12 protein-coding genes are annotated in these 17,151 nt (G+C 64.6%); 3 read left to right on the top strand and 9 right to left on the bottom strand.

Annotated elements, in window-relative coordinates; all coding sequences use genetic code 11:
* Positions 1–22: 22 nt before the first annotated feature.
* Together HUX88_RS27805 and HUX88_RS27800 are read right to left on the bottom strand one after the other, a co-directional pair.
* Complete coding sequence (locus HUX88_RS27805; protein WP_117010006.1) at positions 23–454, bottom strand: DcrB-related protein; 432 nt, start codon at positions 452–454, stop codon at positions 23–25.
* Positions 455–460: 6 nt separating this feature from the next.
* The gene (locus HUX88_RS27800; protein WP_176363857.1) at positions 461–2,482 is read right to left on the bottom strand and encodes a type VI secretion system Vgr family protein; all 2,022 of its coding nucleotides are present in this window, start codon (positions 2,480–2,482) and stop codon (positions 461–463) included.
* 168 nt (positions 2,483–2,650) lie between these two features.
* Between HUX88_RS27800 and HUX88_RS27795 the strand changes: the two genes are divergently transcribed.
* Entirely contained in the window at positions 2,651–3,217 is a 567-nt protein-coding gene (locus HUX88_RS27795; RefSeq protein WP_176363856.1) for a carboxymuconolactone decarboxylase family protein, read from the top strand.
* An 8-nt stretch (positions 3,218–3,225) separates the two neighbouring features.
* On the opposite strand, the gene HUX88_RS27790 is transcribed toward HUX88_RS27795, so the two are convergent.
* From HUX88_RS27790 to HUX88_RS27780, 3 genes are all read right to left on the bottom strand, one after another.
* Complete coding sequence (locus tag HUX88_RS27790) at positions 3,226–4,878, bottom strand: ShlB/FhaC/HecB family hemolysin secretion/activation protein (RefSeq protein WP_176363855.1); 1,653 nt, start codon at positions 4,876–4,878, stop codon at positions 3,226–3,228.
* Positions 4,879–4,920: 42 nt separating this feature from the next.
* The gene (locus tag HUX88_RS27785; protein WP_176363854.1) at positions 4,921–9,768 is read right to left on the bottom strand and encodes a YDG domain-containing protein; all 4,848 of its coding nucleotides are present in this window, start codon (positions 9,766–9,768) and stop codon (positions 4,921–4,923) included.
* Positions 9,769–10,030: 262 nt separating this feature from the next.
* Positions 10,031–10,429 (bottom strand): hypothetical protein, encoded by a 399-nt coding sequence (locus HUX88_RS27780; protein WP_176363853.1) that lies wholly within the window; start codon positions 10,427–10,429, stop codon positions 10,031–10,033.
* Positions 10,430–10,600: 171 nt separating this feature from the next.
* Here HUX88_RS27780 and HUX88_RS27775 point away from each other — a divergent pair, with 171 nt between their 5' ends.
* Complete coding sequence (locus HUX88_RS27775) at positions 10,601–10,810, top strand: ParD-like family protein (RefSeq protein WP_117010000.1); 210 nt, start codon at positions 10,601–10,603, stop codon at positions 10,808–10,810.
* Complete coding sequence (gene map / locus HUX88_RS27770) at positions 10,807–11,574, top strand: type I methionyl aminopeptidase (protein WP_176363852.1); 768 nt, start codon at positions 10,807–10,809, stop codon at positions 11,572–11,574. Before HUX88_RS27775 ends, map begins: the two co-directional genes overlap by 4 nt.
* A 4-nt stretch (positions 11,575–11,578) precedes the next feature.
* Here the strand turns inward: map and HUX88_RS27765 are convergent, their stop codons facing one another.
* The 4 genes from HUX88_RS27765 to HUX88_RS27750 are packed head-to-tail and all read right to left on the bottom strand — an operon-like array spanning position 11,579 to position 17,111.
* A complete protein-coding gene (locus HUX88_RS27765; RefSeq protein ID WP_117009998.1) occupies positions 11,579–12,910 on the bottom strand; it encodes a sigma-54 dependent transcriptional regulator in 1,332 nt (443 codons plus the stop codon).
* Positions 12,907–14,784, bottom strand: a complete 1,878-nt coding sequence (locus HUX88_RS27760) for an ATP-binding protein (RefSeq protein WP_117009997.1) — start codon at positions 14,782–14,784, stop codon at positions 12,907–12,909. The genes HUX88_RS27765 and HUX88_RS27760 overlap by 4 nt, the downstream gene beginning before the upstream one ends.
* A gap of 38 nt (positions 14,785–14,822) precedes the next feature.
* Positions 14,823–15,815, bottom strand: coding sequence for a porin (locus HUX88_RS27755; protein WP_176363851.1), 993 nt, complete (start codon positions 15,813–15,815; stop codon positions 14,823–14,825).
* A gap of 24 nt (positions 15,816–15,839) precedes the next feature.
* Positions 15,840–17,111, bottom strand: coding sequence for a dicarboxylate/amino acid:cation symporter (locus HUX88_RS27750; protein ID WP_117009995.1), 1,272 nt, complete (start codon positions 17,109–17,111; stop codon positions 15,840–15,842).
* Between the last annotated feature and the right edge of the window lie 40 nt (positions 17,112–17,151).

Here is a 17,151-nt window from a genome sequence, read left to right as displayed (position 1 = left end):
CGGCGGCCGGGCACATGGGGAATCAGTCCCTCGCTGCCGGAGTGAAGCTGTCCAGCAGTTGCTGCGCATACGCGGCCTGCTCCTGCGTCAGCGGAGAGGCGCAAGTCAAGGTAAACACAAGCACTGCATCCCCCCCCAACGCGACCATGGTTTGCAGCTGATAGACCGTAGCATTGTTCTGCTTGAATGACGTCGACACCTGCAAGGCTGACAAACGCGCTTCACCGACTTGCACAGCAATCGGGTCTTGCTGTTTGAAGTTTTTCACCTGGCTGCCCAGTGTCCGCAGCTGGCGCCGCAGCATGGCATCGAGCGCTTCCCCGTCCTGTGCCATGTCACGAGAAACCACCAGCGTCAGCCCGCCGGGGCCGTGATTCAGCACCAGCATGTTGACACTACGATCTTGCGCTTGGGGCGGTAGCGCGAAACTGCCCTCATTGATCTGGTAATTCATTGGATATCAAGATTGGTTACTGGGGAACTGCGCATCGACATCGGCGATGATGGCCCCGCCACCTTTCGGGCTGGGCGTGACGGCCGCCGCGCCGCCGCTGGAGTTCAGGTCGATCGGTTTGCCGTTGACCTGCACCGGCCCGTCGGCGGTGATGTTGATGCTCTTGCCCGTGATGGCGACGTTGCCGCTTTTATCCATATAGAACTTGGCCTGCCCGCAAGTGATCTCGAAGGACTCGCCGGCCTCCACCTTGTAATGCTTGCCGACCAGCGTGTTCTTTTCGCCGCCGATCTGCTGCAGGGCATCGACCTTGACCGTCTCCATCAGGCTGTTCTTGATGCGGCGGCTATGGTTGTTCCCGACGAACGCGTCCTCGTCCTGCGCCACGACTTTGCTGCGGTTGTTGCCCACCGTGAGTGTCTGGTCGTTGCCGACATTCGAATCAAAATCGCGCTCGGCCTTGAGCCAGACTTGCTCGGCACCTTTTTTGTCCTCGAAGCGCAAGGCGTTCGCGTTCTGCGCAGCGCCCCCTGGGCTGGACCTGGACATCATGCCGCTTTGGGTCTTATTGGCGGGCAGCTCCCAGGCCGGCATGGTATCGACGTTGGGCACCATGCCGATAATGATGGGGCGATCCGGATCGCCGCCGATAAAGGAGACAATCACCTCGGTCCCAACGCGCGGTATCGAAGTCATCCCGAAGTTCGAGCCAGCCCATGGTGTGGCGACGCGGATCCAGGTGGAACTGTTCTCGTCGCGGACGCCAACCCGGTCCCAGTGGAACTGAACCCGCACGCGGCCAAATTCATCGGTATGGATCTCTTCGCCGGCCGGGCCGGTGATCGTGGCGGTCTGTAGTCCGTAGATCCGTGTCTCTTCGCAATTGCGTGTGCGGCCGGGCCGCCACGGGATGAACTTGCGCAAGCACGACATCTCGTTCTGGTACTCCGACGGCTGCTGCGCGTTGACCTGGTAATTGTTCGATGCGCGATGCCGCACTTCGACGACAAGAAACTCATCGGTGTCCCCGCTGCCTCCGTTTGGCGCACCATCGAAATGTCCTGTCAGGCGGAACCAGCGTCCCGGCGCCAGGCGGCGGTTGTTGCCAGCGCCATGGAACAGTTTTCCCACCGCCTCCATTTCCTCCAGGCGCAAGCGGGCCAGCGCTTCGCCGGTGGCATGGTCGGCAAAGCCGAGGGCGCCGGTGTATTCGTACGATTCGATGACCGGCACATTGCCCTGCCGGTTCACCGTCGGCATCGCGCTGACGATGGGCTTGCCGCTTTTGAAGTCATAACTGGCAACCGCCACGGCGCCTTGCACCAAGTGGCGCGTCGGCGACCACTCGCCGATCCCATCCTCTTCCAGCGCGCCACCGTGGCGTTGAAACGGCACCTCTTCCCCGCCCTCGATCGGCGCGGCACTTGTCGTGTCGTCGGTCAGCACCATCTTGTGGCCGCTTGCACTATGTTCGAACCAGTAGACCAGCCCCGCCGCGTTCCAACGCCGCTGCAAATAATTGCTGTCGGTCTCGTCGAACTGGCAGGCATCGTTCATTCTTTTCTGAGCGCCGGCGACGCGCCAGTCCCAATCGCAAAGACCGTCATAATCCGCAAACACGCTGGAGGTTTGCTCGTACAACGTCGCTTGATGAAAGAGATAGTTATCCTTGCGCAGGCTCAGGAATCGGAACCAAGGTCCCAGCGTGGCTTCGTAGTAGGCGATACCACCGTCGACTTTGGTCAGCCCGAAACTGAAAACATGTCCGGTGAAGTAGCGAATACCGCCGTCGCCAAGTACCAGATGGACCGAGAGCAGCTTGCCCTGCATGTCCTTGAGCTCAACGTGGGCGGACTCCGAAAGCAGCTCGACCTTGTACTCGAAGGGGCGCGACAGCCCTTCCATGGCGTCAAGTTGATTGACAAGGAACCGGCCAGGCGCGTCCTGGTTGGGAAATTGAAGACGCAGGAGTCGATTGTGCTGGCCATCAGCGAATGCCGCCACTATGGATTTGACTTCATCGCGCATCGCTTGGCCTTATACGGTGGGATAGTTGCCATTTCACAAACAATCGAATTTTACTATTATTGCTGAGGCCGCGCATTTTCAACCGTGCGCTGGGTGTGATGGCGTACAGAGTTCACGGCGTCGCGCGCATATGCTGAGGGTTGACAGTTCAACCACGAAGGAACCGCTATGCGCCTGCCATTGATCGCCCCAAAAGACCTCAGCTCCGAACAAAAAGCCCTGTACGACAATATGCGCAAGGGCATCAACAGCAACTTCAACGATTTCATTTCGGTGCGCGAAGACGGCGCGCTGATGGGGCCATGGAACCCGTGGCTGCACGAGCCAGGCATCGGCAAGGCGATCTGGGACCTGACGCTGGCCATGACCGCCAACACCAAGCTGCCGGAAAACGTGCGGCAGATCGCCATCCTGACGGTCGGCGCCAGCTACAACGCGGCCTACGAGATCTACGCCCACATCGCGGTCGCCGAGCGCGAAGGCATGACCGCCGAGCGGCTGTCCACGCTGGTGGCCGACGTCAAGCCGGGAGATTTGAACAAGGAGGAAAGCATCGCCTACGACACGGCGTATGCGCTGAGCCGGGGCGGCACGCTGCCGGAGCCCCTGTACCGACTGGCCGTCGACACCTTCGGCCAGCATGGCGCCAGTGAGCTGATCTACCTGGTCGGCCTGTACGCGCTGGTGTCGGTGACGCTGAACGGCTTCAACGTGCCGGTGCCGGAACGGGACTGAATTCGAACTTAGAACTGATAGCCCACATTGGCCCACACCGTGGGCTGTCCCTTGCCGGGCTCGGAGCGCGGTGCGCCGCCGAGGGTGCGCCAGGCGGCGATCAATGAGGCATTCCAGGTGCGTCCGCCATAGCGCACGCCGGCGCCGCCGCCGGCCAGGCTGCGGTGGTTCACGTCGGCCGTCCATGGATCGCGGTTGGTGGTGACGCGACCGGCATCGTAAAACACATACGGCAGCCACAAGCCCATGGCATAGCGAAGTTCGACCTGTGCCAGCGCGCCGCTGTCGCCATACCCTTCCCCGCTCGGATAGGCGCGCACGCCATTGCGCCCGCCCAGGCCGAACTTCTGTGACGAATCCAGGTTCTTGCTGGCCCATTGGGCCGAGATGCGGCCGTACAGATCCAGCCCTTCGCTGAGCGACTGGATGCGCGCCAGGTCCAGATTCAGTTTCGAGAACTGGCCGGCGGTGCGCGCGGTGGCGGCGTCGGCCGGCGCCAGGTCGGCGTCCAGTTGCAGGCGGCCCGGCGTCCAGCTGACGGCGCCGTAGCTGATGCCTCCGTTCAGAAGGGTGTCACGCACGTCGAAGTTGAGGGCGATCGGCAGGCTGTTGCTGCCCTTGTCGCTGTGCGTGGCGGTGGCGCCTTGGCGGTCGTGCAGGCGCTTGTGCTCCAGCGTGCCGGACAAGGTGAGGTTGAGGCGCTGCGAACGCACCACCGGATAACTCAGGCCCGCACTCGTGACGTCGGCGGTGCCGGTGGCGTTCAGCGCGGCGAAGGTATCGGCCAGCGTGTAGTAGGAATGGCTGTAGCCGACTTTTCCGCGCAGTCCGTAGGCGTTGAGCGGCATGGCGTAGTTGGCGGCGCCGAACCACATCTTTTCATCGGTGACCATGGCCTGCAGGACCAGTTGGTCGCCCAGTGTCAGCGGGCTATCGATGTCGAGGTTGACGTGGGCGCGCGTGCGGCCGGTGTAGCGGTTGCCGTCGTTGTCGATGCCGGCATCGCCGGCGTAGCGGTGGTCGCGCCGCACTTCGACCGCGAGGTCGCCGGTGCCGACGTCGCGGCCGGGCTTGACCACCGGGATGCTCTTGATGCCGGGTTGGTCGTCCAGGATCAGCGTGACGCGTTCCAGTTCGTGGCTTTCAATCACGCCACCGGGTTTAAGCGGCGACAGGAAGCGCTGGCCGGGACCGCTCAGGTCCGGATCGCCGTGGGCGGTGATCTGGCCGTAGCGGCCTTCCAGTACTTGTATGTGCAAGACGCCTTGCTGCAGATCCTGTTGCGGCAGGTAGGCGCGGGCGAACGGGTAGCCGGCGCTACGGTACTGCGCGGAGATCTGGTCGGCCAGCGCACTGAGGCCGGCGAAGTCGTAGGTCTTGCCGTGCACCGGGCCGATGGCGCGCAGCAGTTCGTCCTGCGCGATCAGGGCGTTTCCGCTGATGACGATCTGTTTCAAAGTAATAGTCATGCCTCCGGGGGGCACTTGCAGCGGCGGCGCTACGGGCAGTTGCAGCGGCGCTGCGGAGGATTGCGGCTCTCGCAGCGCGCGCGGGCCGTTCTCTTGCAGCAGCTGTCCGGCGTCGGGACGTTGCTGTGCCAGGGCTCCAGAGCCGAAGCACAGCGTGATGGCGGTGGACAGAACAGTCAGAGCTGATTTCATGTCGGCTTTCAACGCAATCTGATGGGTAGGTGGATTTTAGCCTTATTGCGTCGAGTTTGTCGCGGTTCCTGCCGAGGCAGTACTGGAGTCGATCGCGGCCGACGGCATCTGGATGCCGCCGCCAACCACGAACACGCTCAGGAACTTCACGTCACGTCCGGCGCCCAGGCCTTGCGAGACCGGCGAGCGGTCGGTGGTGGAGCTGGAGCTCGTGCCGCTGCCGCCGCTGGCCGTGCCACCTGTGCCGCCGGCGGCGACGGTCGCACCGCTGGCATCGGGGACCGGCGTGTAATTCAGCCCGCCGACACTAAGCGATGGCAAGGCAGGTGCCGAGCCGCCCTGCAACTGCAGCACCGGCGTCGATGCCAGAACCGATACCGCGGCAGGGACCGACGCTGGTGCTGGTGCTGGTGCTGGTGCTGGTGCTGGTGCTGGTGCTGGTGCTGGTGCTGGTGCTGGTGCTGGTGCTGGCGTCGGAACAGGCGCTGGCGTCACCACCGGCGCGGGTGCTGGCACTTCAGCAGGAGCCGGCACTGGCGCAGGCGTGGGCACCGGCGCTGGCGTTGGCGCTGGCGTTGGCGCTGGCACCGGTGTCGGAACAGGCGCAGGGACAGGGGTTGGCACCGGCGCAGGCGCAGGCACTTCAACTGGAGTCGGCACGGGAGTTGGAACCGGCGCTGGGACCGGCGTTGGTACCGGTGCCGGGACGGGCACTGGCACAGGCGCTGGCACAGGCGTTGGTACCGGTGCCGGGACGGGCACTGGCACAGGTGCCGGGACAGGCACTGGCACAGGCGTCGGGACAGGCGCTGGTACTGGCGTCGGTACAGGTGTTGGTACTGGCGTTGGTACTGGCGTTGGTACTGGCGTTGGTACTGGCGTCGGCACAGGCGTCGGTGCTGGCGTCGGTACTGGCGTCGGCGTCGGCGGCGGCGCAGGCGCTGGCACTGGCGCTGGCACTGGCGCTGGCACTGGCACTGGCGCTGGCGCTGGCACTGGCACTGGTGTTGGCGTTGGCGTTGGCGTCGGCGTTGGCGTCGGCGTCGGCGTTGGCGTTGGCGCCGGCAGAATATTCGCGGTAGCCACCGTGGTCCCGCTGATGCTGTAGTTCTGCGCATCAGTCCCGGCCAACGCCAGCCCGCTGACGTTAACAGTCAACCCATTGCCAGCCGCCGTCTGCGCAAAATTCGCCGACGCCGCACCATCATTGAGATGCACATCATCGCCACCCACCTTGCCACTGACCGCCCCACCGGACGTCAATACAGCCGCCGTCGTCCCATCCTCGACCTTATCCGCAGCGGTCGCACCGCTCACCGTCAAGCCCTTGGGCAAAATGGAAGCCACCACATACGACGGCATCGTCAGCTGATAGTTGGAAGCGAGTCCCGAACCATCGGCCAGCACCGCCCCGCTCACCGTCACCGCCTTGCCATTGCCGGCATTGCGATCAGCGAAATCCCCGACCTGACCGGAAAAGCCCAAGGTCTCCGTTCCAACCAGCCCACTGAGCGTACCGCCACTCAAAGTCGCCGAAGTCGTACCGTCATACGTCTTGTCAGCCGCAGACATCCCGACAATCGTCAACTGCTTGCGCGCGATCGTCGCCGCCGCGCTGGCCTGATCGGTGATCGTGTAATTGCCCGCGTCCGCGCCACCATAAGTGCTGGCCAGCGTCACCGGCTTGGCCACACCCGCATTCGCATCAGCAAACGCACCGCTCGCCGACACCGTCACCTGATCGCCCGACACCAGGTTGGAGAGCACCGCGCCGCTGGCATCCACCACCGCAGCCGCGCTGCCGTCATACGTCTTGTCCGCCGCCGTAATGCCGGACACGCCGGCGGCACGCTTCGAAATCGTCGCCGTCAAGCCGGCCGGGTTGGACACCGTGTAGTTGGACGCCTGGCCAGTACCAGTGCCCAGCGCCACGCCACTCACCGTAACCGCCTTGCCGGCGCCCGCGTTCTTGTCCGCGAAAGCGCCCACCTGGCCGGAGAACGAGAGCGTCTCCGAACCCACCAGGCCACTGAGCGAACCGCCAGTGAGCACCGCCGACGTCGTGCCATCATACGTCTTGTCGCCCGCCGTCATGCCGGTCACCGTCAACGCCTTCGGCGTAATCGACGCGGTATTCGACGCACCCGCCGCCGACAAACCCGGCACCGCATAATTGGATGCCAGGCCGGTAGCGCCATTGGCCAGCGTAATCGCATTCACATAGCTCGCGCCCAGCACCTGCGAGCTGTTCGCCGTCGCACCGGTGTAGGTCAGATCATCTCCCGCCACCAGATTCCCCAGCGTGACATTCCCCGTCAGGCCGGCCGCGCCGTCATACGTCTTGGCCGCATTCAGCGTGACGGCACGCGCGGTGATGCTGGCCGACGCGCTGGCGCTACTGCTGGCCAAAGTGTAGTTGCCCGCGTCCGCACCACCCAACGAGATATTGCTGACATTGACCGAATAGGTGCCCACGTTCTTGCTACCGAACGCGCCGGTGCCGCTCAGCGTCACCGAATCGCCCGACACCACACCGCTCGCGGTCACCGCCGCCGTAGTGCTGCCGTCATACACCTTGCTGGACGCGGCAGGCGTCAGCGTCTTGGGCGTGATGGTATAGCTGCCGGTGTTGAAGTAGCCCACCGCATAGGTGGTGCCGCCGTTCACATAGCTGATGGGATTCGACCCATCAGGTGTCAGGCTGGCATAGCTGCCCACGTTCTTGCTCGACGTGGTGTACGTCACCGACGGCGTCAGCGACGACACCGAGAAGCCGGACGGCCCACCCAGCGTGGTAAAGGTCAGGCCCGTCGCCGTGGTCGAACCATCATAGACCTTGGTACCGGCCCCGCTCTGTATCACATAGACAGGCTGGGTCGCCATGCTGACGGCCTGGTAGGTCGCATACAGATAGCTGTTGTTCGAACCGGGAATCACCAGCGTGCCGCAGTTGGGATACGGCGTCGCACAGCTGGACAGCTGCGGCGACTGCGTATAAGCCGACAACTGCGGCGCCCCGTTGACGAACACCAGCCAGCTCGCCACCGACGGCCCCTGGAACGCGATGCGCGCACGGCTGCCGTAGGACACCAGCCCGATCGCCCCCTGGTCCTGCAGCGACGAACTGTAACCGGACGTCGAATTCACCGCGTTCAGCAGCATGCCGCCGCCACCGGTCGCGCTGCCGACCGTGGTCAGCGTGCCGGAACTGCCTTCGAAGCCGACGCCAAACGTCTTGATGCCGCCGGTGCTCTCGCCGGTCATGAACAGGTTGCCGGTCCCCGACAGGATGGTCGCGCCGGAATAGATATACACGCCGCCCGTCACACCCGAGTAACTGCCATTGTTCGAGCCCACCGACGACTTGCCGTTGATGGTGATATTGCCACCCTGCGACAGGATGTTCTTGTTCGCTTCAACGATCACACCGGCCGTGCTGCCGCTGTAATTGAGCGCATAGCCGATGCCGTTGGTGACCGCACCGGCCGCGCCGCCCAGCATGATGGCGCCGCCATTGCTGGTCAGGTTGGCGTTGACATCGACACCGCCCGAGGTGGCGCCGCTCGCGTTGGCCGCGCTCAGCGTGATACCCAGCTTGCCGGCGGTGGAGGTGATATCGCTGTTGACCGCGATGCTGTGATCCGCGCGCAGCGTCAGCGTCGCGTCGCCGCCGCCGGTCTTGCTGATCGCGCTGGCCACGGTGATGTCGCCGGTGCCACTGGCGCCGCCGCCATAGCCGCTCACGCTGGTCTGCGTGCTGACCGTGACGCTGGTGCCGGCATTGAGCGCCGCGTTGATGTTGTTGGCCGCGGTGGCGTTGATGGTGTAGTTGTACGGGTCAATCAGCCACTCGCCGCCCTGCCCGCGCGCCGCGCCGGCGTCCACCTTCAACGCGCGGCCGGTGGCCACTTCCGCCGCCGAGGTTTCGATGAAACCGCCGTTGCCGGCCAAGGGCGCGCTGGCGTCCAGCGTGCCGCCGATATCGATGCGGCCATTGTGCATATCGCCCAGCAGCACGATCTGTCCGCGTTCGCCGGTGGCCAGCGTGCGTGCCTGCACCACGCCGGTGTTGTTGATCACCGTGCTGACCAGGTCACCGGCCGCCTTGGCCGTCATCAGCACCGTGCCGCCATCGGCGCGCACCGCGCCGCCGTTGTCGATCAACGCATCGAGCGCCGCCTGCTTCACCTGCAGCTTGACAGGGCCACCGAAATCCAGCTGCACCTCGCTGCCCGCGCCCAGCAGCACATTGCCGCGATCGGCCACGATCTCGCCGCTGTTGACGATGCGCGCCGCCACCAGCGCCACCGAGCCGCCGCCGGCGGTGCGGATATTGCCCTGGTTGATGACGGCGTTGGCGCTGGCGCCTTGCAGGCGATAGTTCCCGGCCATGAAATCGTCGTTGGTCATCGCCAGCGTCGACGCCAGCAGACCGCCCACATCCACCCGCGCCGTCGGCGAGAACAGCACGCCGTTTGGATTGAGCAGGAACACCTGGCCGTTGGCCTTGAGCGCGCCCTGGATTTGCGATACGTCGCTGCCGGTCACGCGGTTCAGCGCCACCGAACTGGCCGACGGCTGCACGAAGTTGACGGTGTTATCCCTGCCGATGGAGAAGCTGTTCCAGTCGATGGCCAGCTTGTTGGTGTTCTGGTTGACGGTCAGCGTCTTGCCCTGCTGCGCGATGCTGCCCTGGCCCGCCACCACCGCACCGCCGGTCGGCAGATCGCCCGCCAGCGCCAAGGCGCCGGTCAACGCCAGAGTCGCGGCGATCAACGCGCGCCGCGCGGTACGGGATGCGCTGCGCTTGCCGCGCGCGCCACCCTGCTCCGAACAGACCTGCCAAACACCCAGGGCGGCATTCCACACAACTCTGTAAATTCGGTTCATGACATCACCTTGCAACGAGGCCCGGCCACACGCGTTGTCGCCGTTGACGGCGGACAGGGGAAACCGGTGAGAATTCAAGAGCAGCGGAGCGGGGCTGCGGTGACTGGCGCGCGGGAGTTGAGCGGCGCCGAGGGGTGCTTTAATTACTGTGGGGCAAAATAGATTCTACCGAAAACGTTCACGTTTTCATATGGCAACATCCTAAAAATGGCTATTGTGTTGCCCCACTGCATCACTATTATGAGGAGAGGAAGGCGCTGCGTCAGAATTTTTTGAATTCGCCTTCTGCCGCGTCATAGACCTTGACCTTGCCTGCCGAGCTTATTTGATAGCGATCACGCACCGGCGATACGCCAGGGTCTCCCCCGCATCTTTTGTCGTGAATTTCATGCGCCGCGAACTCCCACTGCTCCGCCTTCGAAACTGCGGGATCATCGGTTTCCGCCATAAATTCAAGGCAATCCAGGTCGGCAACCTTGCGCCGCTTCAGCGCGGCCAAAAGCAGATCCAGCGCCTGGTTCTCGGTGATCTCTTTAGATGCGGCTTGCTTGCTTGCCGTGGTCTTCGACGCCGGCACCTCCTGCGGTGGCTGGGGCGAACGCGAACACCCAAGCAGCAGTGCGGCAAAGATAAAAAGCGAAGCGCGCTTTGTGAATGGCATATCTAAAATTCTCTTCGTTTCGTTGATGGGTTAATACTGCGGCTTGCTCCGGCCGGAGGGCGTCAGGATAGCAGCTTGCCAGTGTACAAAATACGCGAATTATCACTTAGTCATGGAAAATCATCTCGAGCTAGTATATGATTCGTATACGTTTCATATATAGGATAAAAAATGGGCATTGTGAATATCGATGATGAGCTGCACGACCAGATCCGCAAGGCGAGCGCTGTCGCTTGCCGGTCCATCAACGCGCAGGCGGCGTTCTGGATCAAGATGGGAATGTTGAGCGAATTGAACCCTACGCTGACCTTCAACGAGATCGTCGCGCGGGAATTGCGCGCGGCCGGTGTCGAGGCCCCGCCTCTCCGGAGCGCGGCATGACCAAGCGTCCCGAGGAAATCGCGCTAATGGCGGAAGCGGGCAAGCTGCTGGCCAGCGTGTTCGCCCATCTGGATCGCTTGAGCCTGATCGGTATGTCCACCATGCAGGTCAACGATATGGTGGACAGCCTGATCGTCAATGAACTCCAGGCGCGGCCGGCCAGCAAGGGGCAGTATGGCTACGCTTATGCGCTCAACGCTTCGCGCAACAGCGTGGTGTGCCACGGCGTGCCGTCGCACACGGAGTTTTTGCAGGACGGCGATATCGTCAACTTCGATATCACGCTGGAGAAGAACGGCTTCATCGCCGATTCCAGCAAGACCTATCTGGTGGGCGACGTTGCGCCCTTGGCCAAGCGGCTGGTGCAGGTGACTTACGAGGCGATGTGGCGCGGCATCCGCGCGGTCCGCCCCGGCGCCAGGCTGGGCGACGTCGGCCATGCGATCGAGCGCCACGCCCGCCGCAACGGCTATTCCGTGGTCCGGGAATATTGCGGGCACGGCATAGGCCGCGAGATGCACGAGCCGCCGCAGGTGCTCCATTGGGGCAAGCCGAAGACCGGACTGGTGCTCCAGGAAGGCATGGTGTTCACCATCGAACCCATGCTCAACCAGGGCCGCCGCGCGGTCCGCACCGAGGACGATGGCTGGACCGTCGTCACCATGGACGGCAAATTGTCCGCGCAGTTCGAGCACACGGTGGCGGTCACGCGCAGCGGCGTGCAGGTGCTGACGCTGCGCGACGGCGAGCGCGCCTTGAACTAGACGCTTACTTGTAGTCGTCCGGCGTCAGCGCGTACTTTTGCATCTTGTAGTACAGCGTCTGCTTCGGCACGCCGAGCGCGACGCTCACTTCGGTGACGCTGCCGCTGGCCCTGCGCAGTTCCTGTTCGATCACCGCGCGTTCGAAGCAGCCCACCTGCTCGGCCAGCGGCAACGGCGCCAGACTGCGCGCCGACAGCAGGCCATCGGCCCCGCTCGACAGACCCAGCACGAAACGCTCGGCGATGTTGCGCAGTTCGCGCACATTGCCCGGCCAGTCGTGCGCCATCAACGCCTGCATCAGCGGCCCCGGCACGGGCGGCGCGCTGCGCTTGTAGCGCGCGGCGGCGCCCAGCAGGAAGTGCTCGAACAGCAGCGGGATGTCCTCGCGCCGCTCGCGCAGCGGCGGCAGGTTCAGCACGATCAGGTTCAAGCGATAGTACAGGTCGCTGCGGAATTTCTGCTGGTCCGACCATTCCTTCAAATCGACCTTGGCCGCCGCGATCACGCGCACGTCCACCGGCACCGGGCTGTTCGAGCCCAGCCGTTCGACGTAGCGCTCCTGCAGCACGCGCAGCATCTTCACCTGCAGCGCCATCGGCAGGGATTCGATCTCGTCGAGGAACAGCGAGCCGCCGTCCGCGTGCTCGATCTTGCCGACCTGGCGCTTGGCGGCGCCGGTGAAGGCGCCCGACTCGTGGCCGAACACTTCGCTCTCGAAGATGGTCTCGGGGATGGCGCCGCAGTTGAGCGCGACGAAGTTGCTCTGGTGCCGGCGGCTGAACTGGTGCAGGCAGCGCGCCACCATCTCCTTGCCGGTGCCGGTTTCGCCGTAGATCAGCACGTCCGCCGGCTCGTCGGCCAGGTCCAGGATCAGGCGGCGCAGGTCGCGGATCGCGGCCGAGTCGCCCAGCAGGGTCGCCTCGATGCCCTCGCCGTGCTCGATGCGGTGGCGCAGCGCGGCCACTTCCAGCACCAGCCGCCGGGTCTCCATCGCGCGCTGCACCACGTCGGTCAGCTGCTCCGACGAGTACGGCTTGGCGATGAAGTCGTAGGCGCCGTCGCGCATCGCGCCCACCGCCATGGTGATGTCGCCGTGGCCGGTCACCAGCACCACCGGCAGTTGCGCGTCGATGGCCTTGACGGCGGCCATGAAGTCCAGCCCGCTCATGCCGGGCAGGCGCACGTCGCTCACCACCACGCCGTCAAAGCCCGGCGTGATCAGCGGCAGCGCCTGCTCGGCGGTGTGGAAGGCTTGCACCTCGATGCCCGCCAGGTCCAGCGCCTGCGCGCTGCCCGCGCGCACGGTCGGGTCGTCTTCGATCAGTAATACTTTCATGCTGTCTCCTGCTCTGCAATGGGCAATTCGATGATGAACCGGGCACCGCCCGTGGACGTGGCCTCCGCCAGCAGCCGTCCGCCGAATTCGCGGATGATCTGCTCGGATATCGCCAGTCCCAGGCCCAGGCCCTGCCCTTGCGGCTTTGTTGTGAAAAAGGGTTCGAATAAGTGGCGGCGGATCGCTTCCGGAATGCCCGGCCCGGTATCCGAGACGGCGATCATGGCCTTTTGAAAACTGCGCGACACGCTCACGGTCAGCTGGCGCGTCTCGCTGTCGGCCATCGCGTCGAGCGCGTTGGTGAACAGGTTGACCAGCACCTGCTCCAGCCGGTTGGTGTCGCACAGCGCAAACACGTCCGGGCTCTGCATCGACATGCGGAAGTTGACCCGCTCCTGCTCCACCCGCCGTTCGACCAGGAACAGCGCGGCGGTGATGGCCCCCGCCACCGCCACCGGCCTGACGCTGGCGTCGGACTTGCGGGCGAACTGGCGCAGCTGGCCGGTCAGCGCACCCATGCGCGCGACCAGCTGCGAGATGGTCGCCAGGTTGTCCTTGGCCTCGTCCACCCGGCCGCGTTCGATGAGCACGCGGGCATTGTCGGACATGGTGCGCAGCGCCGTCAGCGGCTGGTTCAGCTCGTGCGTGATGCCGGCCGACATCTGGCCCAACACCGCCATCTTGCCAGCCTGGACCAGCTCGCTCTGCGCCTGCCGCAGCTTCTGCTCTGCCTGGCGGCGCACGACGTTTTCCTCGCTCAGGTTGTGCGTCATCTGCTGCAGGCTGGCGGTGCGCTCGGCCACCATCGATTCCAGGTCGTCGTAGGCGCGCTGCAGGTCCAGCCGGGCGCGCTGGCGTTGCCGTCCCAGCCGGCGGCGCTGGCGCGCGTACAGCACCAGCATCAGCAGCAGCGCCTCCGACAGCCAGGTGAAGAGGAAGGCGTTGCGGGCGCTGGCCTCGACCGGCGCCAGGTCCGACAGGTAGACGAACTGCCACTTGCGCGGCGCGAGCGAACGGGTCTGGGCCAGCATGCGCAGGCGCGCGGCCGGCGCCGGCGTGGCGACGATGGCGGCGCCGTTGTCGAGCTTGCGCAGTTCGCGTATGCCCAGCGGCAGCAAGGCGTGCGAGAAGTATTGGCGCGACACCTCCAGCTCTTGCAGCACGGCCGGCGACAGCGGCGCCAGCGCGCGATACTTCCATTCCGGCTCGGAGCTGAGGAAAACCACGCCGTGGGCGTCGGTCAGCAGCACCTTGTCGTTGCCCTGCATCCAGCCGCTTTCCAGTTTCTCGATATTGACCTTGACGGTGGCCACGCCCAGCATGCGGCCGTTGTGATAAATGCCATGCGCGAAGAAGTAGCCCGGCTCGCCGCGCGTGGTGCCGACGCCGTAGAAGCCGCCCGGCGTGCGCCGCAGCGCGTCGCGCACGTAGGGGCGGAAGGCGACGTTGTCGCCGACGAAGCTGTCCGGCTCGCGCCAGTTGCTGGCCGCCTGCGTCACGCCCTGCAGGTTGACGATGTAGATGGTGGTCGATTTGGACAGGTGGTTGACCTGCTCGAGGTAGGCGTTGACCTCGGCGCGCAGGGTCTCGTCGTCGGGCTGCTGCAGCAGGGCGATCACGTCCTTGTTGAGCTCCAGCGTGCCGGGCAGGAAGTCGTATTTGGACAACAGGTTTTCCAGGCTGACGGCGTAGCCGTCGAGCCGCTGCGCCGCGGCCAGGCGCAGCTTTTCGGTGGCGGCGTTTTCGGTCCAGCGCCAGGCCAGCGCCGCCACCGCGAGGCAGCACAGCAGCAGCAACACCCACAGCGCGGCCCGGCGCAGCAGCCGGCGGCCCGGCCGAGACGGCAAGACGGTCTGCGGTGGTGCTGCTGCCATAGTCTCCTCTGTTGTTATCCTCGTTTCATACGCCCTCATTAAAACACATGACGCACACCCAGGTTGAATCCGGTTGTACCGGTACCACTATCGGTGGCCGTGCCGACGTGGAAATTGGCGCCGTTGCGGTTGATGATATGGCCGTACGCGGCGTACAGGTCGGTCCGCACCGACAGCGGATGCAGGTAGCCGATCGCGGCCTGGCGGGCGCGCTGGCGCGGCGACGAGTCGTCGCGGTGGTCGATGTACGAGGCCAGCAGCTTGTCCGCGCCGACCGACACCGTCACGCCCAGCAGCGCATCACGGCTGCCGATGCCCAGCAGATCCTTGTTGCGCGAGTAGGCGGCGTGGCCGGTGACGTCGCCGTAGCGGTAGCGGCCGCCCAGCATGGTGTAGCGGGTGTGGGCGGTACCCAGGGCGTTCTCGCGCTGATGATGGGTCAGCACCACGCTCAGCGGGCCGTTGTCGTAGCTGGCGGCGCCGCTGATGGTGCGGTTCTTGGAGGCGTCGCCGGCGGTTTCGCCGAAGCCGTACAGCAGGTCCGCCGAGAAGCCGTTGTACTTCTTCGTCATGTACTCGACCGAGTTGTCGACCCGCGTGCTCGGGAAGAAGATGTTCTGCACGTTGCCGGCGAAGCCGGTGCCGAACGGATCGATCACATCGCGCAGGGCTTTGAAGTACGGCATGTACTGGCGGCCGGCGCTGATGGAACCGGCCGAGCCGGACAGGCTCACATAGGCCTGGCGGCCGAACAGCAGGCCGCCCTGTCCGGCGGTGCCGGTGTCGATGTTGTAGCCGTTTTCCAGCTGGAAGCCGGCGACCAGGCCGCCACCCAGGTCTTCCTTGCCCTTGAAGCCCAGGCGCGAGCCGGAGCCCACGCCGCTGCTGACGTTCTGCGTGTTACCGGCGGGGCCGCCGCGTTCCAGCACCAGGCCGGCGTCGGCGATGCCGTACACGGTCACGCTCGATTGCGCCTGTGCCACGGCCGATACCAAACCCAGCGCCAACGCGCCCATCACATGCTTTTGCATCTTTCAATCTCCTCTAATTATTCTTCAAGCCGCACGCATCGTGGCGACGACAGGTTGTTCCACTTCTTCTTCCAAAGCGCCTTCCCACTTCGCGACCACGGCGGTGGCGACAGCGTTGCCGACCGCGTTGGTGGCCGAGCGGCCCATGTCCAGGAACTGGTCGATGCCCATCAACAGCAGCAGGCCGGCTTCGGGAATGTGGAACTGGTTCAGCGTGGCGGCGATCACCACCAGCGAGGCGCGCGGCACGCCGGCGATGCCCTTGGAGGTCACCATCAGCAACAGCAGCATGGTGATCTGGGTGCCCAGCGACAGGTCGATGCCGTAGGCCTGGGTGATGAACAGCACGGCGAAGGTACAGTACATCATCGAGCCGTCCAGGTTGAAGGAGTAGCCCATCGGCAGCACGAAGCTGGAGATCTTGCGTTGCACGCCGAACTGGTCCAGCGCGACCAGCAGTTTCGGATAGGCCGCTTCCGAGCTCGCGGTCGAGAACGCCAGCAGGAACGGTTCGCGGATCAGGGCCATCAGGCGGAACACGCGCTTGCCGATGAACAGGAAGCCGCCCAGGATCAGCAGCGCCCACAGGCAGACCAGGCCCAGGTAGAAGCCGCCCATGAATTTGGCGAAGGTGCCCAGGATGCCCAGGCCGTTGGTGGTGATGACCGAGGCCATCGCGGCGAACACGGCCAGCGGAGCCAGGTTCATGATGGCGCCGGTGATGCGCAACATCACCTGGGCCAGCTGGTCGATGACGGCGGTCAGCTTGGCGCCGGCCTCGCCCATCGCGCTCAGCGCGCTGCCGAAGAAGATCGAGAACACCAGCACCTGCAGGATCTCGTTGTTGGCCATCGCCTCGATCGGCGACTTCGGCACCATGTGGGCGACGAAGTCCTTCAGCGTGAAGGCCGAGGTTTTCAGGCCGGTGGCGGCGTCCATCGGCGGCAGCGGCAGGCCCAGGTGGGTGCCCAGCTGCAGGAAGTTCGACAGCAGCATGCCCAGCGTCAGCGACACCAGCGAAGCGATCACGAACCAGCCCATGGCCTTGATGCCGACCCGGCCGGCGGCCTTGCCGTCGCCCATGTGCGCAATGCCGACCGCCAGCGTGGAGAACACCAGCAGCGAAATGATCATCTTGATCAGACGGAGGAACACGTCGGTGGCGATCGAGATGTTGCCGGCGATGGTGGCGCTGAGCGCCTTGTCGGGGAAGGTGTCATGGCAGGCATAGCCGACACCGATACCGAGCACCATCGCGATCAGGATGTAGAGGGTTAATGGGCGTTTCTTTTTCACTTGGGTTCTCCAGATTTTTGTTGTCGTCACCGCTAAGCAG

Source organism: Duganella sp. BJB1802 (assembly GCF_013369445.1).
GTDB classification, from domain to species: domain Bacteria; phylum Pseudomonadota; class Gammaproteobacteria; order Burkholderiales; family Burkholderiaceae_D; genus Rugamonas; species Rugamonas vulcania_A.
The sequence above is the reverse complement of the archived record's forward strand: the minus strand, read 5'-3'. Positions and strand labels throughout refer to the sequence as shown.